This window comes from Nonomuraea sp. NPDC001831 (assembly GCF_042892035.1).
Lineage (GTDB): Bacteria > Actinomycetota > Actinomycetes > Streptosporangiales > Streptosporangiaceae > Nonomuraea.
This window is the reverse complement of the sequence record NZ_JBIATU010000015.1, coordinates 145,802-168,647: the sequence shown is the minus strand read 5'-3', so window position 1 is coordinate 168,647 and position 22,846 is coordinate 145,802. Positions and strand designations below refer to the sequence as shown.

General features: G+C 73.7%; 22 protein-coding genes. 14 read left to right on the top strand and 8 right to left on the bottom strand.

All coding sequences use genetic code 11. The features are described from left to right. Positions 1 to 11 precede the first annotated feature (11 nt). A complete protein-coding gene (locus ACFYYW_RS37325) occupies positions 12 to 596 on the bottom strand; it encodes an isochorismatase family protein (RefSeq protein ID WP_352326557.1) in 585 nt (194 codons plus the stop codon). Positions 597 to 796: 200 nt separating this feature from the next. Between ACFYYW_RS37325 and ACFYYW_RS37320 the strand changes: the two genes are divergently transcribed. After that, entirely contained in the window at positions 797 to 1,354 is a 558-nt protein-coding gene (locus ACFYYW_RS37320; protein ID WP_387656236.1) for a hypothetical protein, read from the top strand. 46 nt (positions 1,355 to 1,400) lie between these two features. On the opposite strand, the gene ACFYYW_RS37315 is transcribed toward ACFYYW_RS37320, so the two are convergent. Then, complete coding sequence (locus ACFYYW_RS37315) at positions 1,401 to 2,318, bottom strand: AraC family transcriptional regulator (RefSeq protein WP_387656233.1); 918 nt, start codon at positions 2,316 to 2,318, stop codon at positions 1,401 to 1,403. A 116-nt stretch (positions 2,319 to 2,434) separates the two neighbouring features. Here ACFYYW_RS37315 and ACFYYW_RS37310 point away from each other — a divergent pair, with 116 nt between their 5' ends. From ACFYYW_RS37310 to ACFYYW_RS37285, 6 genes are all read left to right on the top strand, one after another. Next, on the top strand, positions 2,435 to 2,989 hold the full coding sequence (locus tag ACFYYW_RS37310; protein WP_387656230.1) for an NADPH-dependent FMN reductase: 555 nt from the start codon (positions 2,435 to 2,437) through the stop codon (positions 2,987 to 2,989). Positions 2,990 to 3,067: 78 nt separating this feature from the next. After that, a complete protein-coding gene (locus tag ACFYYW_RS37305) occupies positions 3,068 to 5,401 on the top strand; it encodes an ATP-binding cassette domain-containing protein (RefSeq protein WP_387656227.1) in 2,334 nt (777 codons plus the stop codon). Then, a complete protein-coding gene (locus ACFYYW_RS37300; protein WP_387656224.1) occupies positions 5,401 to 6,180 on the top strand; it encodes an LLM class flavin-dependent oxidoreductase in 780 nt (259 codons plus the stop codon). Before ACFYYW_RS37305 ends, ACFYYW_RS37300 begins: the two co-directional genes overlap by 1 nt. A 103-nt stretch (positions 6,181 to 6,283) precedes the next feature. Next, entirely contained in the window at positions 6,284 to 8,056 is a 1,773-nt protein-coding gene (locus ACFYYW_RS37295; protein ID WP_387656221.1) for an IlvD/Edd family dehydratase, read from the top strand. Continuing rightward, positions 8,043 to 9,047, top strand: a complete 1,005-nt coding sequence (locus ACFYYW_RS37290) for a C-terminal binding protein (RefSeq protein ID WP_387656218.1) — start codon at positions 8,043 to 8,045, stop codon at positions 9,045 to 9,047. Before ACFYYW_RS37295 ends, ACFYYW_RS37290 begins: the two co-directional genes overlap by 14 nt. 149 nt (positions 9,048 to 9,196) lie before the next feature. Further along, positions 9,197 to 9,337, top strand: coding sequence for a hypothetical protein (locus ACFYYW_RS37285; protein ID WP_387656214.1), 141 nt, complete (start codon positions 9,197 to 9,199; stop codon positions 9,335 to 9,337). Positions 9,338 to 9,350: 13 nt separating this feature from the next. Here the strand turns inward: ACFYYW_RS37285 and ACFYYW_RS37280 are convergent, their stop codons facing one another. The 4 genes from ACFYYW_RS37280 to ACFYYW_RS37265 all read right to left on the bottom strand — a co-directional run bounded on the left by ACFYYW_RS37280 (position 9,351) and on the right by ACFYYW_RS37265 (position 12,856). Next, positions 9,351 to 9,911, bottom strand: a complete 561-nt coding sequence (locus ACFYYW_RS37280) for a GNAT family N-acetyltransferase (protein WP_387656211.1) — start codon at positions 9,909 to 9,911, stop codon at positions 9,351 to 9,353. Between the two features lie 145 nt (positions 9,912 to 10,056). Further along, positions 10,057 to 11,283 (bottom strand): cytochrome P450, encoded by a 1,227-nt coding sequence (locus ACFYYW_RS37275; protein ID WP_387656208.1) that lies wholly within the window; start codon positions 11,281 to 11,283, stop codon positions 10,057 to 10,059. A 168-nt stretch (positions 11,284 to 11,451) separates the two neighbouring features. Next, the gene (locus ACFYYW_RS37270) at positions 11,452 to 12,210 is read right to left on the bottom strand and encodes a class I SAM-dependent methyltransferase (RefSeq protein ID WP_387656205.1); all 759 of its coding nucleotides are present in this window, start codon (positions 12,208 to 12,210) and stop codon (positions 11,452 to 11,454) included. A gap of 13 nt (positions 12,211 to 12,223) precedes the next feature. Beyond that, positions 12,224 to 12,856, bottom strand: coding sequence for a TetR/AcrR family transcriptional regulator (locus ACFYYW_RS37265; RefSeq protein ID WP_387656202.1), 633 nt, complete (start codon positions 12,854 to 12,856; stop codon positions 12,224 to 12,226). Between the two features lie 82 nt (positions 12,857 to 12,938). On the opposite strand from ACFYYW_RS37265, the gene ACFYYW_RS37260 reads away from it, so the two are divergent. Next, the gene (locus ACFYYW_RS37260; protein WP_387656199.1) at positions 12,939 to 13,994 is read left to right on the top strand and encodes a DUF2867 domain-containing protein; all 1,056 of its coding nucleotides are present in this window, start codon (positions 12,939 to 12,941) and stop codon (positions 13,992 to 13,994) included. A gap of 24 nt (positions 13,995 to 14,018) precedes the next feature. Here ACFYYW_RS37260 and ACFYYW_RS37255 read toward each other — a convergent pair whose 3' ends face one another. Beyond that, entirely contained in the window at positions 14,019 to 14,336 is a 318-nt protein-coding gene (locus tag ACFYYW_RS37255) for a hypothetical protein (protein WP_387656197.1), read from the bottom strand. Between the two features lie 200 nt (positions 14,337 to 14,536). On the opposite strand from ACFYYW_RS37255, the gene ACFYYW_RS37250 reads away from it, so the two are divergent. Further along, positions 14,537 to 15,346, top strand: a complete 810-nt coding sequence (locus tag ACFYYW_RS37250) for an alpha/beta fold hydrolase (RefSeq protein ID WP_387656194.1) — start codon at positions 14,537 to 14,539, stop codon at positions 15,344 to 15,346. A gap of 22 nt (positions 15,347 to 15,368) precedes the next feature. After that, positions 15,369 to 16,274: a MerR family transcriptional regulator gene (locus tag ACFYYW_RS37245; protein ID WP_387656192.1), complete on the top strand. Its 906-nt coding sequence runs from the start codon at positions 15,369 to 15,371 to the stop codon at positions 16,272 to 16,274. Here ACFYYW_RS37245 and ACFYYW_RS37240 read toward each other — a convergent pair. Then, positions 16,158 to 17,192, bottom strand: coding sequence for an alpha/beta fold hydrolase (locus ACFYYW_RS37240; protein ID WP_387656189.1), 1,035 nt, complete (start codon positions 17,190 to 17,192; stop codon positions 16,158 to 16,160). The two genes, ACFYYW_RS37245 and ACFYYW_RS37240, sit on opposite strands and share 117 nt — an antisense overlap. 138 nt (positions 17,193 to 17,330) lie before the next feature. Here ACFYYW_RS37240 and ACFYYW_RS37235 point away from each other — a divergent pair, with 138 nt between their 5' ends. The 4 genes from ACFYYW_RS37235 to ACFYYW_RS37220 all read left to right on the top strand — a co-directional run bounded on the left by ACFYYW_RS37235 (position 17,331) and on the right by ACFYYW_RS37220 (position 22,809). Next, positions 17,331 to 17,909 carry a helix-turn-helix domain-containing protein gene (locus tag ACFYYW_RS37235; protein WP_387656473.1) on the top strand — a complete coding sequence of 193 codons (579 nt, stop codon included), beginning with the start codon at positions 17,331 to 17,333 and terminating at the stop codon, positions 17,907 to 17,909. A 112-nt stretch (positions 17,910 to 18,021) separates the two neighbouring features. Beyond that, on the top strand, positions 18,022 to 19,179 hold the full coding sequence (locus ACFYYW_RS37230; protein ID WP_387656186.1) for a glutamate--cysteine ligase: 1,158 nt from the start codon (positions 18,022 to 18,024) through the stop codon (positions 19,177 to 19,179). A 31-nt stretch (positions 19,180 to 19,210) separates the two neighbouring features. Next, positions 19,211 to 20,998, top strand: a complete 1,788-nt coding sequence (locus ACFYYW_RS37225; RefSeq protein ID WP_387656183.1) for an N-acetylglutaminylglutamine amidotransferase — start codon at positions 19,211 to 19,213, stop codon at positions 20,996 to 20,998. Further along, positions 20,998 to 22,809, top strand: coding sequence for a S9 family peptidase (locus ACFYYW_RS37220; protein ID WP_387656180.1), 1,812 nt, complete (start codon positions 20,998 to 21,000; stop codon positions 22,807 to 22,809). The genes ACFYYW_RS37225 and ACFYYW_RS37220 overlap by 1 nt, the downstream gene beginning before the upstream one ends. Positions 22,810 to 22,846: the final 37 nt, after the last annotated feature.

The following is a 22,846-nucleotide window of genomic DNA, read 5'->3' as shown; positions in this document are numbered from 1 at the left end:
CCGGCGCCTCCTCAGTTCCCGGTGAGCTCGTCCACGGTCCTGATCGTGGCGAAACGACCCGAAAGAGCGTATTCGGTACGGGCGAGGATGTCGTCCACGCCGAGCGTGCGCGGGTCCCGTACGAGCTCGTCGAAGGGGACGTCGTCGGGCGCGTCGCGGTGGGGGAGCGGCGTGGTGGCGGTGGCGTCGATGGCGAAGTCGACCTCGAAGCCCAGGTCGGAGGCGAGGCGCGCGGTGGTCTCGCAGCACTGCTCGGTCCGGATGCCGCAGACGGTCAGCCGCCTGACGCCGCGCCGGGTGAGGAACTGGTGGAGGTTGGTGGTGGTGAAGGCGTTGTGCGCCGATTTGGTGAGGACGGGCTCGTCCGGAAGGGGCTCAAGGCCGTCCATCAGCTGGACGAACCCGCGGGCCGGATCGAAGACCGTGCCCGAGCCGGGCCGCGACCCGAGCACCCACACGACCGCGTCCCCGGCCTGCCTGGCGGCCGCGGCCAGGCGGTTGACCTGCGGGACGATGTCCGGCCTGGAGGTGTGCCGCCAGTCGGGAAGCTGCAGGAAGGAGTTCTGGACGTCGATGACGACGAGGGCGCTGATCACGCCACCCAGGCTGGCCGGACGAGGCGCCCCGGCGGAAGGCACGACCTGGTCAGCGTGTGGACCGATCCAGTCGGCGCCCCACCGCCGGGCCGATATCCCCCCAGCGTGACACCGTAATCCGCGGGCCCTCGCAAGGGCCGGTGCCGCCTGCCACCATGGAGGCGCCAGCTGATCCGGACGATCTCTGGAGGGGGCGTGTCATGAAGTGGTGGGAGGGCGACGACGGACGCCACGAAGGCTGGGATGCCGCCGTCTTCCCCGACGGGCGGGTCTCCACCGGCCCGGCCGACGGCGGGGCGAGGGTGCACCCGATCGGCTCCGACGGCCGCATCGGCTTCGGCCGCGGCGACGTGGTGGACGGCCGCACCGCGATCGGCTGGCGCGGCCACTGCGCCTGCGGATGGCAGGGGCCGCTGTGGGAACGCGTGGCCCAGGTGCGCCACGACTTCGCGGCCCGGCGCATCTACGCGCTGAGCGAATGCCTGCTGTCCGGCGCCGCCCCCGACGACGTGGCGGTCGCGATCCGCGCGGAGTGGGAGACGCACCTCGACCCGCCGAGCCTGGTCGCCGTCCGGCAGGCCGCCGAGGCCGTGCGCCGGGCCCAGGGCCACCTGGACGCCGCCGTGCGCGCGGCCCGCAAGGACGGCCGCTCCTGGACCCGGATCGGCGAGTCGGCCGGCGTCCGCCGCCAGTACGCCCAGGAACGATGGGGCCCCGACCCGGCCGGCCCGTGGGATCAGGCCGCCGACCGGCGGTGACGGGCAGGGGGATCAGGCCGCCGACCGGCGGTGACGGCCGGAGGGATCAGGCCGCCGAGCGGCGGTAGCGGCCGGGGGCGACGCCGAACTCGCGCTTGAAGGCGTTGCCGAAGGCGAACTCCGACCCGTACCCCACCTGCTCGGCCACCCGCGCCACCGGCGCGTCGGACTCGCGCAGCAGGCGGGCCGCGCTCATCAGCCGCCACCACGTCAGGTACGCCAGCGGCGGCTGCCCCACCAGGCCGGTGAAGCGGCGGGCGAAGCCGGCCCGGGACATGCCCGCGTGCGCGCCGAGCGACTCGACGGTCCAGCGGCGGGCCGGGTCGCGGTGGATGGCGTCGAGCGCGCGGCCGACGACGGGGTCGGCCAGCGCGGCGGCCCAGCCGGAGACCGTGCAGGGCTCGTCCTGGGTCTCGAAGTAGGCGCGCAGGACGTACAGCTGCAACATGTCGAGCAGGGACGACACGACGGTGTCGGTGCCGGGCCGCGGGCCGTCGATCTCGGCGGCCAGCAGCTCGACGGCGGCCCGCAGCTCCGGACGGCTGCCGAGCGTCGCAGGCAGGTGGATCACGCCGGGCAGCGAGCCCAGGATCGGGTGGGTCCGGTCGAGTTCGAGCCGGTAGCCGCAGGACAGCACCACCGTCTCGGCCCCCGTGCCGCCGAAGCCGGCCGAGGCGAACAACTCCGAGTGCGGCTCGCAGTCGGACTCGACCAGGGGCCGGGCGGGATCGTCGGCCAGCCCGAAGTCGTCGCCGTGCGGCAGGAACACCACGTCGCCGACGCTGAGCGGGACGGGCTCGCCGTCGGGCGGGATCAGCCAGCACGACCCGCGCAGCACCACGTGGAAACCCGCCGACCCCGCCACCGAGCGGAACGCCACCCCCCACGGCGCCCGCCAGGAGATGCGGGAGGAGGTGGGGCGCCCGCACCGCATGAAGGCCATCACGTCACTCAGCACGTCCATGAGGATTGAGTCTAAGGGCTGAGACGCTCGCGTATAAATGGTGGACAGCAGCGCATTCAGTATCTCAGCCGTTCTTCCTACGGTTGGTTTCCGTAACCGAACTGAGGGAGAGGCACATGCTCAAGGTAGGGATCATCCTCGGCAGCACCCGTCCTGGCCGCAACGGCGAGGCGGTGGCCCACTGGGTGCGCGATCTGGCGGCCAAGCGGGGCGACGCCGAGTACCGGCTCATCGACCTGAAGGACTACGACCTGGGCAACCTGGACGAGCCCGAGCACCCCGCCATGGGCAACTACCAGCACGAGCACACCAGGCGCTGGTCGGCCACGGTGTCGGAGCTGGACGCGTTCGTGATCGTGACCCCGGAGTACAACAACTCCTACCCGGGCGCGCTCAAGAACGCTCTCGACTTCCTGTACGCCGAGTGGACCAACAAGGCGGCCGGGTTCGTCGGCTACGGCGTGGACGGCGCGCCCCGGGCCATCGCCCACCTGCGGCACGTGCTGGGCCTGCTCAGCGTGGCCACCGTGTCCAACCAGGTCGGCCTGTCGATCGCCACCGACTTCGCCGACGGCTTCCGGCCCGCCGCCGCCCACGAGGACCGGCTGAACGCCGTCCTCGACCAGGTCCTCGCGTGGGGCACGGCGCTGCGCCCGCTGCGGGCGGCCTGATCCCGCCCCGGTAGCCGCCCGATCCCGCCCGGCGGTCGCGCGGCGGTCGCGCGGCGGGCGATGGGTAGATTGCGCAGAGTGGAAGATGAGGTGGTCAGCGGCATCCGGGTGCGCGGCGCGCGGGTGCACAACCTGCGGGACGTCGACGTGGCGATCCCGCGCGACGCGCTCGTGGCGTTCACGGGGGTCTCCGGGTCGGGCAAGTCGTCGCTGGCGTTCGGCACGATCTTCGCCGAGTCGCAGCACCGGTACCTGGAGTCGGTGGCGCCCTACGCGCGTCGGCTGCTGCAGCAGCTGCCGATGCCCGACGTCGACGACATCACCGGCCTGCCGCCCGCGGTCGCGCTCGGCCAGCGGCGTGCCACGCCGTCCGCGCGGTCCACGGTCGGCACGCTGAGCCGGGTCTCCAACTCGCTGCGCATGCTGATGTCCCGCGCCGGCGCCTATCCGGCGGGCGCGCCGCGCCTGGACTCCGACGCGTTCTCGCCCAACACCGTCGCCGGCGCCTGCCCGGAATGTCAGGGGCAGGGGGTGTTGCACGAGGTCACCGAGGAGTCGCTGGTGCCCGACCCGTCGCTGAGCATCGCAGAGGGCGCGATCGCGTCGTGGCCGGGCGCCTGGCAGGGCAAGAACCAGCGCGACATCCTGGCGACGCTCGGCTACGACATCCACGCGCCCTGGCGCAGCCTGCCGCGCGAGCAGCGGGAATGGATCCTGTTCACCGACGAGGAGCCGGTGGTCACCGTCCATCCCGTACGCGAGGCGGGCCGGATCCACCGCCCCTACCAGGGCAAGTACGCCAGCGCCCGGCGGCTGGTGCTCAAGGCGTACGCGTCCTCGGCCAGCGAGAAGAGCCGCCTGCGGGCCGAACGCTTCATGACCGACCGCACCTGCCCGCTCTGCGGCGGCCGGCGGCTGCGTCCCGAGGCGCTGGCGGTCACGTACGCGGGCCGCACCGTCGTCGAACTGGCCGCGATGCCGATGGGCGAACTGGCCGGCGTGCTCCGCCCGCACCGGGACGAACCAGGACCGGCGGGGGCGCTCACCCGCGACATCCTCGACCGCATCGAGGTGCTGGACGAGCTGGGGCTGGGCTACCTGAGCGTGGCCCGGCCCGCGCCGACCCTGTCCAGCGGCGAGCTGCAGCGCATCCGGCTGGCCACCCAGCTGCGCGCCGGGCTGTTCGGCGTCGTGTACGTGCTGGACGAGCCCTCCGCCGGCCTGCACCCCGCCGACTCCGCCGCGCTGTCGGACCTGCTGCGCCGCCTGCGCGACACCGGCAACACCGTCTGCCTGGTCGAGCACGACATGGACGTCGTGCGCCAGGCCGACTGGGTGGTGGACGTCGGCCCCGGCGCGGGCGGCGACGGCGGGTGCGTCCTGTACAGCGGGCCGGTCCCCGGGCTGCGGGAGGTCGCCGGGTCGGTGACCCGCCGCTACCTGTTCCACTCCGTCGTGCCGGAACGACCGGCGCACCGGCCGGCGGGCCGGCTGGAGCTGCGCGGGCTCACCCGCAACAACCTGCGGGGCGTGGACGTCGACGTGCCGCTGGGCGTGTTCACCGCCGTCACCGGCGTGTCGGGAGCGGGCAAGAGCAGCCTGCTGGCAGCCGTCGCCGAGGCCGCGGCCGGAGAGCGCCGGGTGGTCTGGGTCAACCAGCAGCCCATCGGCCGCACCCCGCGCTCCAACCTGGCCACCTACACCGGGCTGTTCGACACGGTGCGCAAGCTGTTCGCCGCCACCGACGGCGCGCGTTCCCACGGCTACGGCCCGGCTCGGTTCTCCTTCAACGTGCCCGGCGGACGCTGCGAGACCTGCCAGGGCGAGGGCTACGTCGCCGTCGAGCTGCTGTTCCTGCCCACGACGTACGCGCCCTGCCCCGACTGCGGCGGCGCCCGCTACAACCCCGACACGCTGCGGGTGACCTACCGCGACCGCACGATCGCCCAGATCCTGGAGATGACGGTCGACGAGGCCGCCGGCTTCTTCGGCGACGTCCCCGCGGTACGCCGCCCGCTGGAGACGCTGCACGAGGTGGGGCTCGGCTACCTGCGGCTCGGGCAGCCCGCCACCGAGCTGTCGGGCGGCGAGGCCCAGCGCATCAAGCTCTCCGCCGAGCTGCAGGGCCGTCGCGCCGAGTCCACGATCTACCTGCTCGACGAGCCGTCCACCGGCCTGCACCCGCACGACACCGACGTGCTCATGGACCGGCTGCACGACCTGGTCGGCGGCGGCGGCACGGTCGTGGTCGCCGAGCACGACATGCGGGTGGTGGCGACCGCCGACCACGTCATCGACCTCGGGCCGGGAGGCGGCTCGGCCGGGGGCACGGTGGTGGCCGCGGGCACCCCGGCGCAGGTCGCCGCCAGCCCGCGCAGCCGTACCGCGCCGCACCTGAAGGGCCTGCTGTGATGCGCCGCGCGCTGTATCTGCCGCCGTTCGGGGAGCTGGCCGATCCGCGGGTGCTCGCCGACCTGGCCGCCCGCGCCGAGGACGCCGGGTTCGACGGCGTCTTCCTGTGGGACCACGTCGTGCGCCCGCTGAGCCCCGGGCTGCCCGTCTGCGACGCCTGGATCGCGCTGGCCGCGATCGCCGCCGCCACCGAGCGCATCCGGATCGGCACCCGGGTCACGCCGCTGTCGCGGCGCAGGCCGTACGAGGTGGCCAGGCAGGCCGCCGCCCTCGACCAGCTCAGCGGCGGGCGGATGGTGCTCGGCGTCGGGCTGGGCGCGGACGACGGCGGGGAGCTGAGCAGGCTGGGGGAGACCGGCGACCCGCGCGTCCGGGCGGAGATGCTCGACGAGGGCCTCGACGTCATCTGCCGGCTGTGGACCGGCCTGCCCGTCCGCCACCGGGGCCGCCACTACCGCGTCGACGACCTGGCGTTCCAGCCGCAGCCCGTGCAGCGGCCGCGGATCCCCGTCTGGGTGGCCGCCCAGTCGGTCCGGCGGGCGCCGCTCCGCCGCGCCGCCCTCTTCGACGGGCTCTGTCCCGAGACCACCCCGGCCGGGCTGCGGGACATGCTGGCCGTCGTCGCCGAGCACCGGGGCGGGCTGGAGGGCTTCGAGGTCGCGGTCGGCGTCCCGCCGGGGGTGCATCCCGGCCCGTACGAGGACGCCGGCGCGACGTGGTGCCTCATCGAGTTTCCCGAGGTCAGCAGCGTCGAGCAGGTGATGGCGGCGATGATCTGAGGCGTTTGCGCGGTGGCGGTGCCGGGGTAGGCCAGTCATCGCCCGTCCGAGGTGCGCCACGACACCACCCGGCCGGCGGCCCGCGCGAGTGAGGAGCGAGCTGATGCGCCCGACCGGGCATCCCGAGAGCGGCGGCCTGCGCAGCCAGGCCTGGTGGGACAATGCCGGGAATCCGGAGATGACCGCCCTCTACCTCGAACGTTTCCTCAACTTCGGGCTGACCCCGAAGGAGCTCCAGTCCGGCCGGCCGATCATCGGCATCGCCCAGACGGGCAGCGACCTCGTGCCCTGCAACCGCCACCACCTCGCCCTGGCCGACCGGGTCAGGGACGGCGTCCGCGACGGCGGCGGCATCCCGCTGGAGTTCCCCGTCCATCCGCTGCAGGAGACCGGCAAACGCCCGACCGCCGCCCTCGACCGCAACCTCGCCTACCTCGGGCTGGTCGAGGTGCTCTACGGATATCCGCTCGACGGGGTCGTCCTGACGACGGGCTGCGACAAGACCACGCCCGCGTGCCTGGCCGCGGCGGCGACGGTCAACATCCCGGCGATCGTCCTGTCCGGCGGGCCGATGCTCAACGGCTACCACCAGGGCAGGCGCATGGCCGCGTCGGGGTCGGGGCTGGTGATCTGGCAGTCGAAGCGGCTGCTGGCCACCGGCGAGATCGACTACGACGAGTTCATGGCGCGCGTGGCCGCCTCCGCGCCCAGCATCGGCCACTGCAACACCATGGGCACCGCCCTGTCGATGAACAGCCTGGCCGAGGCGCTCGGCATGTCGCTGCCGTGCTGCGCGGCGATCCCCGCGCCCTACCGCCGCCGTGCCCAGATGGCCTACGACACGGGCCTGCGGGCGGTGCAGCTGGTACGCGAGGACCTCACCCCGCGCAAGATCATGACCATGCGGGCGTTCGAGAACGCGATCGTCGTCGCCTCGGCCATCGGCGCCTCCACCAACGTGCCCATCCACGTCAACGCCATCGCCCGGCACGCCGGGGTGCCGCTGACGATCCACGACTGGCAGCGCGTCGGAGCCGACGTCCCGGTGCTGGCCGACGTCGCCCCCGCCGGGGAGTTCCTGGGCGAGGACTTCTACCGCGCGGGCGGCGTGCCCGCCGTCATGCGGACGCTGCTGGCGGCCGGGCGGCTGCACGGCGAGGCCCTGACCGTCTCCGGCCGTACCGTGGCCGAGAACCTGGCCGACGCCCCGCCCGGCGACCCGGAGGTCATCCGCCCCTACGACGACCCGGTCGCCGCGCGCGGCGGGCTGCTCATCATGACGGGCAACCTGTTCGACTCGGCCGTCATGAAGACCTCGGTCCTCGGCGCGGAGTTCCGCACGGCCCGCGACTACCGCGCGATCGTCTTCGAGGGGCCCGAGGACTACCACGCCCGCATCCAGGATCCGGAGCTCGGCGTGGACGAGGGCTGCATCCTCGTCATCCGCTACACCGGGCCGATCGGCTACCCCGGGTCGGCCGAGGTGGTGAACATGGAGGTGCCGTCGGCGCTGCTGCGGCTGGGCGTCACCACGCTGCCCACGCTCGGCGACGGCCGCCAGAGCGGTACCTCCGACGCGCCGTCCATCCTCAACGCCAGCCCCGAGGCCGCCGCCGGGGGCAACCTGGCCATCCTGCGCACCGGCGACCTCGTCCGCGTCGACGTGGACAACGCGCGCGTCGACGTGCTGCTGACGGAGGAGGAGATCGCCGCGCGGTGGGCCCGCCACACGCCGCCGCCGCTGGAGAACCAGACGCCGTGGCAGGAGATCTACCGTGCCACGGTCGGGCAGCTCGACGGCGGGGGATGCCTGGAGCTGGCCCTGTCGTACCAGGACCTCGTACACACCAAGGGGATTCCCCGTGACTCGCACTGACGCCAGAGGCACCATCATGATCGCCGACTCCGACTTCGGCGACGTGGACATCGAACGCGCGATCGTCGAGGCCGCCGGATTCGAGCTGCTCGCCGAGCAGTGCAAGAGCGAGGACGAGGTGATCGAGAAGGGCCGGGACGCCGACGGCGTCCTGACCCAGTACGCCCGGATCGGCTCCCGCGCCGTCGAGGCCCTCACCCGCTGCCGGGTGATCGCCCGCTACGGCACGGGCGTGGACATCGTCGACGTCGAGGCCGCGACCAGGCGCGGCATCCAGGTCACCAACGCGCCGAACGAGTGGTGCGCCGAGGAGGTCGCCGACCACGCCGTCGCGCTCTGGCTGGCCGCCGCCCGCAAGATCTGCGAGTACGACCGCGCCACCCGGCGGGGCGTGTGGCGATGGCAGACCGGCGAGCCGATCCAGCGGCTGCGGGGGCGGGTCTTCGGGCTGCTGTCCTTCGGGGTCATCGCCCAGCTCATCGCCGCCCGCGCGCGGCCCTTCGGCGTCGAGGTCTGGGCGCACGACCCCTTCATGGACGACTCCGAGATCCTGGCGCACCACGTGCGGCCGGTGTCGTTCGACGAGCTCGTGGCGGGCGCCGACCACCTGGTGATCCAGGCGCCGCTCACCCCCGGGACGCACCACGCCTTCGACCGCGCGACGCTGCGCAGGATGAAGCCGGGCGCGGTGCTCGTCAACACCGCGCGCGGCCCGATCGTCCAGGACGAGGCGCTCTACCAGGCGCTCACCGAGGGCTGGATCGCCGGCGCGGCCCTGGACGACCTGGAGGAGGAGCCGGCCAAGCAGCGCGACTGGCGTCCGGACAACCCGCTGTTCACGCTGCCGGGCGTCATCGTCACCCCGCACGCCGCCTACTACTCCGAGCAGGCGGTGGAGACGGTGCGGCGGTTCGCCGCGGAGGAGGCCGTCCGGGTCCTGACCGGGCAGGCGCCGCGCAGCCCCGTGAACGACGTCACGGCCCGGCCCTGACGGGCGCTCGTGTGCTCCCGGCGCCGTAGCCGCACGGGAGCGTACGACGGCGGGAGCAGCGCCGACCGTCTCCGGCCGTACGACGACGACGGCGGGCGCGGGCGGCGAGGATCGGGACGGCAGCCACCCCCACTCCTCAAGGACGCTTCATGGGCATCACCTGCGAGCGCGACCTCGCCGACTTCCTGACCGCCTACACCCGGGACATGGCCGTCTCCCCCGAGGATCCCGCCACGATCATCGACCGCTACTTCGTGCCGGACTTCAGGCGACTGGACGAGGCCGGATAGCCGCGCAAGCGGTTCAGCCCGTACGGCGGCCGGCCCGCCACTCCGGGGCGAGCACGGACCAGACCTCGACGTCGTGCCGCACGCCCCGGTGGGGGTAGCTCTCGCGCAGGACGCCGTCCTTGCTCATCCCGAGCCGCCGGGCCACGGCGATGCTGGCGGTGTTGCCCGCCGCGGCCTGCCACTCCACGCGGTGGATGCCGCGTTCCTCGACGGCCCAGTCGACGATCACGCGGATGGCCCTGGTCACCAGGCCCTTGCCCGCCGCCGACGGCTCCAGCCAGCAGCCCGCCTCGGCGGTGCCCTGCCGGACGTCCATCGTCCGGAACAGCACGCCGCCGACCAGCCTGCCGCCGGTCCAGATGCCGTAGATGCGCCCGGTGTCGGCCGCGGCCTTGTCCGCGTACGACTGCAGCACCGACCTGGCGGACTCCAGGTCGGTGACGAGGTCGGGCAGGGAGATGAACCGGCCGATGAACTCGCGCCCGCGGTCCATGTGGCTCAGGAACTCCTCGGCCCGCCAGGGCTCCAGCGGACGCAGCTCCGCGCCGTCGTCGCCCAGGGAGATCGCGAACATCGCTGCCTTTCCGTCCAGGTTCACCCGTCTTGCGGGGAATCCTCTCACGGGCGGCCGGCACCGTTGATCGCGGCGGGGCGGGCACGGCCGGAAGGCAGGTCAGTATCGCCATGACGCGCCGGTCGTGATCGTCGAGCCTGCGCGGTCACCAGGTCACGGGGAGTTCGTACACCCCGTACACCTGGCCGTCGTGCTTGAAGGGGATCTTCTCGAACTCGGTGGCCAGGGCCAGGGTGGGGATGCGCCGGTAGAGGGTGCCGTAGACGACCTGCAGCTCCAGCCGGGCCAGGGGCTGGCCCAGGCACTGGTGCACGCCGAAGCCGAAGGCCACGTGCCGGCGGGCGTCGCGGCGCACGTCCAGTTCGTCCGGGGCGGGGAAGATCTCGGGGTCGCGGTTGCCGATGTCGTTGGCCACGATGATGCCCTCGCCCGCGCGGATGACCTGGCCGCCGACCTCGATGTCCTCCTTGGCCACCCGGCGGCGTCCGCCGTGCGTGATGTTCAGGTAGCGCAGCAGCTCCTCCACCGCGCCCGCGATCAGCGCGGGGTCGTCGCTCCCGCGTACCAGGGCGAGCTGGTCGGGATGGCGGAGCAGCGCGAGGGTGCCGAGCGCGATCATGTTGGCGGTGGTCTCGTGGCCGGCCACGAGCAGCAGCACGCCCATCTGGGCCGCCTCCTGCCTGGTCAGCTCGCCCGCCGTGACCCGGGCGGCCACCTGGGACAGCAGGTCGTCGCCGGGGCGGGCGAGCTTGTCGCCGACGAGCCCGTCCAGGTACTGCCGCAGACGCCCGCCCGCGGCCGTCCGGTCCTCGACCGAGACGTCCCGCTTGACGATGATCTGGCTGTTGTCCTGGAAGAAGCCGTGGTCGGCGTACGGGACGCCGAGCAGCTCGCAGATCACCAGCGACGGCACCGGCAGCGCGAACGCCTCCACCAGGTCCACCGGCCTCGGCCCGGCCAGCAGGTCGTCGATGAGGCCGTCGACGATGCGCTGGACGGCCGGGCGCATGGTCTCGACCCGCTTGACGGTGAACGCCCCCTGCACCATGCGGCGCAGCCGGTGGTGTTCGGGGTCGTCCATGAGGATGAAGCTGATCGCGCTGTCGGGCCGGTTGGGCGCCAGGACCGGCAGCGGGTAGCCGGGCCGGGTGACGTCGGAGCTGACCTGCGGATGGCTCAGCACCGCCTTCTGCTCGGCGTAGCCGGTGACCAGCCACACGGTGCCGCCGTCGCGCAGCCGTGCCCGGGTCAGCGGCGCGTCCTGCCGCAGCGCCTGCAGGGCGGGCGGCGGGTCGAACGGGCACGCCGCCGCCCGGATGCCGGGGAACTCGGGCAACGTGCCGGACATGTCCTGATCTGGGATCGCCGTCATGACGGTGTTCCTTCCACTCGCCTGCCCCGGACGGCGCTCATCGACTTCCCGCCTGACGCACCCGCACTCTCCGATGTCATGTCCAGTAACCGACGCCCGCCCCCGTAAGTCAAGCGCCTGCTTCCACGGCCCCCGCGAGCTGCGTGTGACGTCCTGACGCCGGGCGCCTCAGCCGGCTTCCAGGACGAAGAACAGGAAGCCCAGGAACCTCGGGCCGGGGATCTCGCGGAGCTCCTCGGGGAACAGCTCGCGGGCCTCCGGCGCGTACGGCGGTTCGCTGATGACGCCGATGCGGAAGCCCGCCGCGGTGAAGGCTTCGGTCATCGCGTGCAGCGGCCGGTCCCAGAAGGTGAGCCGGCTGGTCCGCCCGCCCATGGTCCATTCCTCGACCCGGTTGCGGATCCCGAAGTAGCCGGGCTTCTCCCCGGCCATGTGCTGGGTGAGGGTGATGGCGAAGGGGTGCTCGACCGAGACGAGGAGCCGGCCGCCGGGCCGCAGCACGCGGCGCAGCTCGGCCAGCGCCGGCCCCCAGTCCTTCAGGTAGTGCAGCACCAGCGACGCGACGACGTCGTCGAACGCGTCGTCGGGGAAGGGCAGCGGGTCGGCCAGGTCGGCGACCCGCAGGTCCGCCTCGGCGCCCAGTCTCCGGCGGGCCATCTCCAGCATCCCGGCGCTCGCGTCGACCCCGGTCACGACGGCGCCGCGATCCCGCAGCTCGGCGAACAGGGCGCCCGAGCCGCAGCCGGCGTCGAGGACGCGCCGGCCGGTCACGTCCCCGGCGAGCTGCAGCATCGCGGGCCGCTCGTAGTACGCGTTCAGCAGGTTGCTCTCGTTCTCGGCCGTGTAACCTTCGGCGATCGCGTCGTAGGCGTCGCTCTCGGGCGAATCCGCGACCCGCTTCTCGGGCATCGTCGTCATATGGGCCATTCTGGCCCGCACGTCACGAGGTGCGCGGCGACGCGGCCTGTTCGCCGGGGCCGGGCGCACGTTCGCGAGCCGGCTGGTCTTCCGCCTTGTCGAGCAGCAGGGCGGCCGCCCGGGTGATCACCTGGGCCCGGGTGCGGCCGCCGTGGTCGGCGGCCAGGAAGTGTGCGCCGATCGCCGCGCAGAAGGCGAGGAGGCTGCGGGCCTCGACCTCGTCGGGGTCGGAGCAGAAGCTGCCGATCATCTCGCGCAGCAGCGCCATGCGCCGGTTGTCCACCCGCCGCAGGCGTGCGGCGACCGCCTCGTCGCGCCTGGCCCAGTCGCGGACGGCGAGGTCGATGGGCAGCAGGCGGTCGCCGGAGAACGTCAGCACGCCCGCGCGCCTGATCTTGGTCCGCGGGTCGCCGCCCTCGCGTTCGACGCGCTCGATCACCTCGTCGGTGCTCTCCCGCTCCCAGGTGTCCAGCATCGCCTGGAGCAGCGCCTCCCGGTCGGCGAAGTACCCGTAGAACCCGCCCTTGGTGACGCCGAGCCGCTTGGCCAGCGCCTCCACGCGCACCGCGTCGGGGCCGCCGGCGGCCAGCGCCCGCAACCCCTCCTCGATCCACTCCTCACGTGTCGTGCGGACCGCGCCCACCGTGTGTGCCACCTCACTCGGAATACATCTATACGCCACCGTATAACCGTGGTTAACCTCAGTATATACGGCAGCGTATAGATCTGGAGGGATCATGAGGCTGGCGAACGCCGTCCACACCGGCCGGCCCTGGCGCATCCACGACATCGCCGGAGGTTTCGAGCTGGAGGACGTCTGGGCGATCCGCACCCCCGGCGCCGGACAGGAGGACTTCTCCGCCGTGCTCGCCGCGCTGCGCGACGCCGGCGACGGCCCCCTGCCGGTGCGGCTGCTGCTCGCGGTGCGCTGGAAGCTGGGCGCCCTGTTCGGCTGGGACAGGGCGTCGGCGGGCGTCGGACGGCGCGTCCCGTCGTTGCGCGACCGCCTGCCCGCCGACCTGCCCCGGGTTCCGCGCGGCTCCGACGCCGGCCTGGCGCCCTTCTCCCCGGTCTACGCGCTGGACGACGAATGCGCGCTGGAGCTGGCGAACCGCACGGTTCACGCGGTGATGCACCTGGCGTGGGCGCCGGCCGCCGGCGGCGGGCACGAGCTGCGCATGGCCGTCCTCGTGCGCCCCAACGGCCTGCTGGGACGGTGCTACCTGGCCGCCATCACGCCGTTCCGCCGGATCATCGTCCTGCCGGCCTTCGTCCGGCGGCTGGAGCGCGCCTGGCTGGAGCGCGACGCGGGCGTCCTGGAGTCCGCCGTCGGGACGGGCCGCATCCCGCCGTCGGTCCGCGCGCTGAGCTCCTTGCCCGTCATCGACTACGCCGACCACTTCGCCCTCGCCGGGAACTCCCTCGCCGGGGCGACGGCGGAGCGGTGGGCGCGGGCGATGTTCGGCGACGTGCCCAGCGCGGGGGAACGGTTCATCTGGCGGGGCCTCCTGGGGCTCCGGCTCGCCCGCGGCCGATCGCCCGCCACCGTGGCCGGATGGCGGATCACCGCGCGTGGCGACGACTGGATCCGGCTGGCGGCCGCGTCCTGGTTCCTGACCGCCGACCTCGTCGTACGTGCGGCGGACGGGCGGGTGTCGCTGACCACGCTCCTGCGCTATGACCGGGGCCTCGGGCGCGTCGTGTGGCCGCCCCTGTCGGCGATCCATCGCCGGCTGGCCCCCCGGGTGCTCCGGGGCGCCGCGGCGAGGTTGACCCGCGGCGGCGCCCGGTAGCGCTTCGGGCCTGCGAGGCGCCGGTCAGCGGGGCCGGCTGAGGGCGGCCTCGGCCAGATCCGTCCACTTCTCGGCCGAGGAGTGCGGCACGACCACCCAGTCCTTGACCACCCTGCCCGTGCCCGAGGGATCGAACAGGCACGCCCCGGCCAGCTCCAGCGCGGCCGCGTGCTCAGCGGTGTCCCTGACCAGCCGGAACACCATCGCGCCGTCACGCTGCAGGCTGGCGAACACCTTGCCCGCCTGATCCTTGAGCGCCGGACGCCCCATCATCCTGGAGATCTGCACCCCCAGGTCGGCCAGCTCGGCGCCGACCTGCCGGAAATCCTCTTCCGCGCTCATCGTCAGTCGGCCCCCAGACTCCATGGCGGCGTGGGCCGAGCGGCTCGCCGCGGCCGGGGCACACGATCGTCTCGGCTCCCGCCCTCCGGCAGAAACGGCGATCAGGCTAGCAGGATCATGCCGAACCGGGAGAACTCACACTTGCGGGCCGCGTCCGGCGCTCTTCCCCTGACGCAGGGTCAATGTCCCAGCATGGGGGCATGACCCCTGCGACCAGTACGAACCGCCCGCCGTCCGGCGAGCTGACGGCCCACCACGACGGCCTCGCCATCCCGCTGTCCCGCGGCGGACGGGGCCGCCCCCTGGTGCTGTGCCCCGGGCTGAACTCGACCCAGGCCGACCTCGGCGAGCTGATCGAGCTGCTGCGGCACGACCACGACGTGGTGACCTTCGACCTGCGCGGCCACGGCCGCACCCCGGCCGCGGACCGGTACTCGTTCGAGGCGTTCCTCGGCGACCTGGACGCCGTGATGGCCCGGGTGGGCCGGCTCGGCCTCGGCCGGGCCCCCGTGCTCGTGGGGTACTCGCTGGGGGCCGACCTGGCCGTGCACCACGCCGCCCGGCATCCCGGGAGCGTCGCGGGGCTCGTCCTGATCGACGGGGCGAACCCGGTGCCCGAGCCGTTCCTCACCGAGGACGTCCTGCCGCGGTTCCGCGCGATGTGGGAGGAGCTGGCCGCGCAGCAGCAGAGCCGGCGCGGCACCCCGCGGCAGGTGCTGCTCACCGCGCGGCAGATCCTCGACCTGAACGCCGAGATCGACGCGGTCCGGTCCGGGATCCTGTCCCGGTACCCCATGATCGACCGGCCGATCAGCATGATCATGTCGATCTCGATGGCGGGAGCGGGCGACGGGCCCGCCGCCCGGTTCAACCGCAACTGGCGGGCCGGGATCGAGCGGCTCGTCCGGGAACAGCCGCGCATCGCCACGACGTGGCTCGACGCCGACCACGGGCTGGTCTTCACGCACGCGACGGAGATCGCCCGGATCATCCGGAAGACGGCTGCTTGACGACCTCTGGAAGGCTGGTCCCATGCTGACCATCGGCGAACTGGCCTCGTACGCGGGGGTGACCGTGCGGGCGGTGCGGCACTACCACGCCAAGGGACTGCTGCCGGAGCCCGCGCGCGACCGCCACGGCCACCGCAGGTACGCCGCCGCCGCCGTGGTCGAGCTGGTCAGGATCCGGACCCTCGCCGAGGCCGGGGTGCCGCTCGCGCGGGTGCGGGAGCTGCTGGGGGCCGGCGAGGAGGAGTTCGCCGCCGCGCTGGCCGACGTGGACCGGCGGCTGCGCGCCGAGATCCGGCGGCGGCAACGCCACCGGGAGCGGATCGCCCGATTGGCCGCCGGGGACGGCCTGGCGCTGCCCCCGGAGGTGGTCGGCTACCTCGACCGGCTGCGGGCCCTCGGCGTGGACGACCACATCGTCCAGGCCGAACGCGACGGCTGGATCCTGCTGGCCGCGCACTCGCCCGGACGCGTGCCGGAGTGGATGGCCCGCAAACGGGAGCAGCTCGACGACCCGGACTTCGTCGGCTTCTTCCGCATCCTGGGCCGGGCCCTGACGCGGCCCGCCGACGACCCGCGGCTGGCGGAGCTGGCCGGCGAGCTGGCCGCCTGCCTCACGCGGCTGACCGGCGGGCGGGACGGGGATTACGTCGACGACCTCGACGTGGAGCCGCAGTTCGTCCGGTTGATGGACGCCCTGGCGTTCGACGCCGTCCCGCCCGCCCGACGGCTGATCGAGCTGCTGCGCCGGCATGGCTGGACCGGCTGGAGCAGACTGGAGCAGGTGGACCCGCCGTCGTGGTGGCCGGCCGGGTCAGCCGTCGAGGAACCGCTCCAGCTCCGCGGTGACGAAACCGGGGTTCTCCTCGACGAGCCAGTGCCCGGCGCGCGGGACGTCCACCGCGCGGACGATCCTGGTCAGGCGCGGTGACACCGTGGCCCGGATCGCGTCGAGCTGCCCCTGGGCGGTCATGAGCAGCGCCGGGACGCGCACCGGCGCCGCCGCCGTCGTGTCGCGCACGTCCTGGTCCAGGGCGCGGTAGAGCTCGAAGCCGCCCGACAGGGCCTGCGGCCGGCTGTAGGTGCGGGCGTACTCGGTGATCTCGGCGTCGGTGAACGGGGACCGCTCCGAGGTGCCGCCGAACGCCGTTCCGCCGTAGGAGACCTGGGGGTAGAACAGCGCCAGGTACTCGCGGACGTCGTCGCCCACCACCGCCTCGGGCACCCGCCGCTGGGAGTGGAAGGCGATGTGCCAGCTCAGCGACCGGTACGCGGCCGCGTCGACGGCCGGGCCGGGCAGCGGCAGGTCCAGGTAGCCGAGGCGGGCGGTGTCGGCGGGGAACCGGCTCGCGTACTGGAACGCCACCGCGGCGCCGAAGTCGTGGCCGACGACGGCGGCGTCCCGGATCCCGAGCCGTCCGGCGATCAGCTGGTGCACGTAGCGCGCCAGCGTGGCCTTGTCGTAGCCGGTGGGCGAGCCTTCGCTGTCGCCCAGTCCCGGCAGGTCCACGGCGTAGACGGTGTGGTGCCGGGCCAGGTCCGGCATGATCGGCCACCAGCCGTACCAGGTCTGGGGCCAGCCGTGGATCAGCACCACCGGCGTGCCGGTCCCGCCCGTCACGTAGTGCATGCGCACGCCGTCCACGTCGGCGAACTCGTGCCGGAACGTCCTGCCGAACCGCGGGTCGTCCTGGGTGGCGGTGGTGTAGGAGGCGGCAGGCGGGGGAGCGGCGGCGGGCGGCGCACAGGCCGTGGCGCCGAGCGCGAGCAGGAGGGCGAGCGCGACGGTGGCCGCCGTGCGCGCGGATCGGGCGAGGCGGCCCGGCGACGGCCGTGGAGCAGTGGTCATGTGGTCCTGTCCTGAGAAGAGGGGCGGGGGCGACGGCCGGTGCCGCCGTCGAGCAGTGCGGGTTCGATCCGATCACCAGCCCGCCGTTCTGGCACGAAAAGTTGCGGTTATGGCAAGATGGCGCGCGTGGACGACGACATGGACGAGGTGCTGAGCGCGGTGGGGCCGCGCCTTCGAGCTCTGCGCCGTCACCGCGGCATCACCCTCGCCGAGCTCGCCACCACGACCGGCGTCTCGGAGAGCACGCTGTCCCGGCTGGAGAGCGGGCAGCGCCGGGCCACGCTGGAGCTGCTGCTGCCGCTGTCCCGCGTCTACGACGTCCCGCTCGACGACCTGGTCGGCGCCCCGCGCACCGGCGACCCCCGGATCCACCTCAAGCCGATCACCCGGTTCGGGATGACCTTCGTGCCGCTGTCCCGGCGGCCGGGCGGGGTCCACGCGTTCAAGATGATCATCCCCGCGCGGCCGGAACCGCTCGAACCCACCCCGCAGACCCACGACGGCTTCGAATGGCTCTACGTCCTCACCGGGCGGCTGCGGCTCGTCCTCGGCGACCGCGACCTGACGCTGCCGGTCGGCGAGGCGGCCGAGTTCGACACGTCCATGCCCCACTGGCTGGGCAGCGCCGACGGCGGCACGGTCGAGCTGCTCATCCTGTTCGACCCCCAGGGCATGCGCACCCACATCCATGCCGACCCCCACCGGAGCCCCCACTGAACACCCGGCAGACCGCATTCGCGGCCTGACCTTCATTTGTGGAGGTCAAGAGGTGCTGAAGCCCGTTTTCGGGGGAGAAGGGGGTGGCTTCGAGTGCCTAATGATGGGAGTGGTGACCGTGGAGGGGTCCGGGGGAGCGATCCGGGTCGGTGTGGAGGAGGAGTACCACATCGTCGACGCGACCACACGCCGGGTGACCGCGCGGGCGGGGGCGCTGCTGAGCGCGCTGCCCGAGGAGAGCTTCACGCACGAGCTGCAACGGTCGATGGTCGAGGCCAACAGCGCGCCGTTCCTGGCCCTGGACGACCTGGCCCGCGACGTGTGCCGCCTGCGGCGCAAGCTGATCTCCACCGCCGACGAGCTGGGGCTGGGGATCGCGGCGGTCGGCACGCCGCAGCTGGCCGACCTCGACGAGGTGAAGGTCTTCCCCGACCAGCGATACGAGAAGATGCTCAGCGATTTCCAGGTGCTGACCCGTGAGCAGCTCATCTGCGGCACGCACGTGCACGCGGAGGTGCCCGACCCGGACCTGGCGGTCGCGGTGGCGCACCGGCTGACGCCCTGGCTGGCGCCGTTGCTGGCACTCAGCGCCAGCTCGCCGTTCTGGGACGGCGCCGACACCGGCTACGCCAGCTATCGCACACTGGTCTGGCAGCGGTGGCCGACGACGGGGCCGATCGGCAAGTTCGGCTCGGCGGCCGAGTACCAGGAGATGGTGCAGGGTCTGATCCGGTCCGGGGTGATCAGCGACGCGGGGATGCTCTATTTCGACGTCCGGCCCTCGCAACACGTGCCGACGGTGGAGCTGCGGATCTGCGACGCCTGTCCCCGGGTGGAGGACGTCGTGCTGATCGCCGGGCTGTTCCGGGCGCTGGTGGCCAGGGAGGTGGCGGCGGCGCGCCGCGGCCCGGGGCCGGAGGTGCAGGTGGAGGCGGCGCGCGCGGCGACCTGGCAGGCGGCCCGGTGGGGGCTGGAGGGCGACCTGGTCGATCCGGTGGAGGGCGTGCCGCGCCCGGCCAAGGAGGTGGTCGAGAACCTGGTGACGGGCCTGCGCCCGCAACTGGAGGCGGCCGGGGACTGGGAGCTGGTGACGAGGCTGACCCGGCAGGTCCTGCGGACGGGCACGTCGGCGGCCCGCCAGCGGGCGGTGTACGCCGAACGGGGCAGCCTGGCGGACGTGGCCGACCTGGTGCTCAGCGAGACCCGCACGTGCGAGTGGGACCGGCCGACGGGGGACCACGACCTCCCTTCGTGCCGACCGGCGGCCTGATGGCCGGCGGCTGCGGGACGGAGGTAGTGGCATGTGCGGGCTGAGCGGCGAGTTGCGGTTCGACGGCGCGGAGGCCGACATCGGCGCGGTGGGCCGGATGACCGACGCGATGCACGACCGCGGGCCGGACGGCTCCGGCCTGTGGGCGCAGGGGGCCGTCGCGATGGGCCACCGGCGACTCAAGATCATCGACCTGTCGGAGAAGGCGGCCCAGCCGATGGTGGACGCCGGGCTCGGCCTGGCGGTGGTGTTCAACGGCTGCCTGTACAACTATCGCGAGCTGCGCGAGGAGCTGCGCGGCGCGGGCTACCGGTTCTACTCCACCTCCGACACCGAGGTGCTGCTCAAGGCGTACCACCGGTGGGGCGCCGACTGCGTCGGCCACTTCAAGGGCATGTTCGCCTTCGCGATCCACGAGCGGGACAGCGGCCGGCTCGTGCTCGGCCGCGACCGGCTCGGCATCAAGCCGATGTACCTCAGCCACGACGCCCGCCGCCTGCGCTTCGCCTCGACCCTGCCCGCGCTGGTCGCGGGCGGCGGCCTGGACACCGGCATCGACCGGGTGGCGCTGCACCACTACATGACCTTCCACTCGCTCGTGCCCGGCGAGCGCACGATCCTGGCGGGGGTGCGCAAGCTGCCGGCGGCCACCGTCCGGGTGGTCGAGCCGGACGGCACGCACACCGACCACCGCTACTGGGACCCGTCCTACACCCGCTCCGCCCTGCCCGAGCACGCGGGGCTGAGCGAGGAGGACTGGCGCCGGGCCGTCCTGGACGCTCTGCGCACGGCGGTGCGCCGCCGGATGGTCGCCGACGTGCCGGTCGGCGTGCTGCTCTCCGGCGGCCTGGACTCCAGCCTCATCGTGGCGCTGCTGGCCGAGGAGGGGCAGAGCGGCCTGACCACGTTCAGCATCGGCTTCGAGCCGGCCGGCGGCGAGAAGGGGGACGAGTTCGCCTACTCCGACCTGGTCGCCGACCGGTTCGGCACCGACCACCACCGCATCAGGATCCCCGACGACCGCCTGCTGGACGGGCTGGAACGGGCCGTGGGCGCCATGAGCGAGCCGATGGCCAGCCACGACTGCGTCGCCTTCTACCTGCTGTCGCAGGAGGTCGCCCGGCACGTCAAGGTCGTGCAGTCGGGCCAGGGCGCCGACGAGGTGTTCGCCGGTTACAGCTGGTTCCCGCCGCTGGCGGGCGTGCCGCGCGAGCAGGCGGCCGAGGTCTACTGCAGGGAGTTCGCCGACCGCCCGCACCAGGAGCTGTCCGGCGTCCTGGCCCCCGATCACCTGCTGGAGCGGGACGTCAGCGGCGACTTCGTCCGGGAGCACGTGGCGCGGCCGGGCGCCGACACCGCGCTCGACGCCGTGCTGCGCCTGGAGACCACGGCCATGCTGATCGACGACCCGGTCAAACGCGTCGACAACATGACCATGGCCCACGGGCTGGAGGCCCGCACGCCGTTCCTCGACCACGACCTGGTCGAGCTGGCCGCCGCCTGCCCCGACGGGCTCAAACTGGCCCACGGCGGCAAGGGCGTGCTCAAGGACGCCGCGCGCCGGCTGCTGCCCGCGCAGATCATCGACCGGCCGAAGGGCTACTTCCCGGTGCCCGCCGTCCGGCACGTCGAAGGGGCCCTGCTCGACCTCGTCCGGGACGCCCTCACCAGCCAGGCCGCCCGCGCGCGGGGCCTGTTCCGGCCGGAGTTCGTGCGGCGGCTGCTGGCCGACCCCGAGTCCGACCGGGCGACGACCGGCGTCAACACGCTCTGGCAGATCGGCCTGCTCGAACTGTGGCTCCAGGCCCACCAGATGTGATGCCGGACATCATCGGCGACCTGTCGCACCTGCCGTCGGCCGCCGCACTGCACGCCTGGAGCTGCCGCCGGCCCGCGCTGGCGCCCGACAACAGCGCCGTGGCCTTCGTCAGCGACCAGGACGGCGTGCCCCGGGTGTGGGTCCAGCCGCTCGGCGCGGACCTCGACGCGTGGCCGGTCGACACCGGTCACCACCCGGTCGTGGACGTGAGCTGGGGGCCCACGGGGGAGCATCTGGCGGTCCTGGTGGCGCCGGGCGGCGGCGAGCACACGCAGGTGTGGACCGTGCGCCCGCACGGCGGCGAGCTGCGGCCGCTCGCCGTCCCGCCGCACGGGTCGGCCGCGCTGGTCCGCTGGACCGGCCGGGGCGAGTCGGTCCTGGTGGCCGAGACCTCCGCCGCCGGCCTGACGCGGGCCGAGCTGGCCGACGCCGTCACCGGCGCCCGTCAGGTCATCGCCGTGGGGGAGCTGCTGTGGCCGGCCGCGGTCAGCCGCGACCACGCGCGCATGCTGCTCCGGCGCGGGCCGCGCGGCCTGCGCCGGATGTACGCGGCCGACGCCGTCCCGGGCCATCCGCCGGGCGGCGAGCGCGACCTGCTGCCCGGCCTGCCCGGCTCGACCGACCAGGGGGTCCTGTCGCCCGACGGCGAGGTCGCCTACCTGGTGTCGGACGCGGGCCGCGACCGGGCCGCGCTGCTGGCGGTGCGGCGCAACGCCTACCCCGTCGTGCTGGCCGAGCGGCCGGACGCCGAGCTGGACCGGTTCGCGCTCAGCGTCGACGGCCGCCGCGGCGTCCTGGTGTGGAACGAGCACGGCCGCTCGGCGCTGGACGTCGTGGAGCTGCCCGCCGCGCACGTCCGGCCGCTGCCGCGGCCGCCCGCCGACGTGGTCACCTCGGTCCGCGTCGCCTGGGACGGCCGCACGGCGGTGCTCGCCGCCGAGAGCCCCGAGGAGCCCTCGCACGTGCTGCTGTGCGACCTGACCTCCGGGACGTACCGGTACGCCGCCGGGGCCGGGCGGCTCCCGGTCGCGACCGGCGCCGAGCTGCTGCGCTTCCCGGCCCGCGACGGGCTGGAGCTGGCCGCCTGGCTCTACCGTCCCGCGCACGTCCATGGGCCGGCGCCGTTCGTGGTGTCGCTGCACGGAGGGCCGGAGGACCAGGAACGCCCCACCTTCAACCCGCTCTACCAGAACCTCCTGGCCGCCGGGATCGGGGTGCTGGCGCCCAACGTGCGCGGTTCGGGCGGGTACGGGCGGGCCTTCCGCCGGGCCGACGACCTGGCGCTGCGCTTCCGCGCGGTCGAGGACGTCGCCGACTGCGCCGCCGCGCTGGTGCGGACGGGCGCGGCGGACCCGTCCAGGCTGGCCTGCATGGGCTGGTCGTACGGCGGCTACCTGACCCTGGCCGCCCTCGTCACCCATCCCCGCCTCTTCCGAGCCGGCGTGAACATGAGCGGCATCGCCGACTTCGAGACCTTCTACGCCCGTACCGAACCGTGGATCGCCGCCGCGGCGGTGTCGGAGTACGGGCACCCGGAGGCGGACCGCGACCTGCTGCACGCCCTGTCCCCGCTGCGCGCCTTCGACCGGCTGGCCGCCCCGCTCCTGGTCGTGCACGGGGCGCAGGACACCAACGTGCCGGTGCACGAGGCCCGGCAGGCGTTCGGGGCGGCCCGCGCCCGCGGCGTGCCCTGCGACCTGCTGCTCTTCGAGGACGAGGGCCACGAGTTCCGCAACCGCGCCAACCGCATCAGCCTCGTCTCCAAGGTCCTGAACTGGCTCGACGAGCACCTGCGGCCCTCCCCGCATTGATCGGGCGGCCGGACGCGTCCATCATGGTGCCCCACCG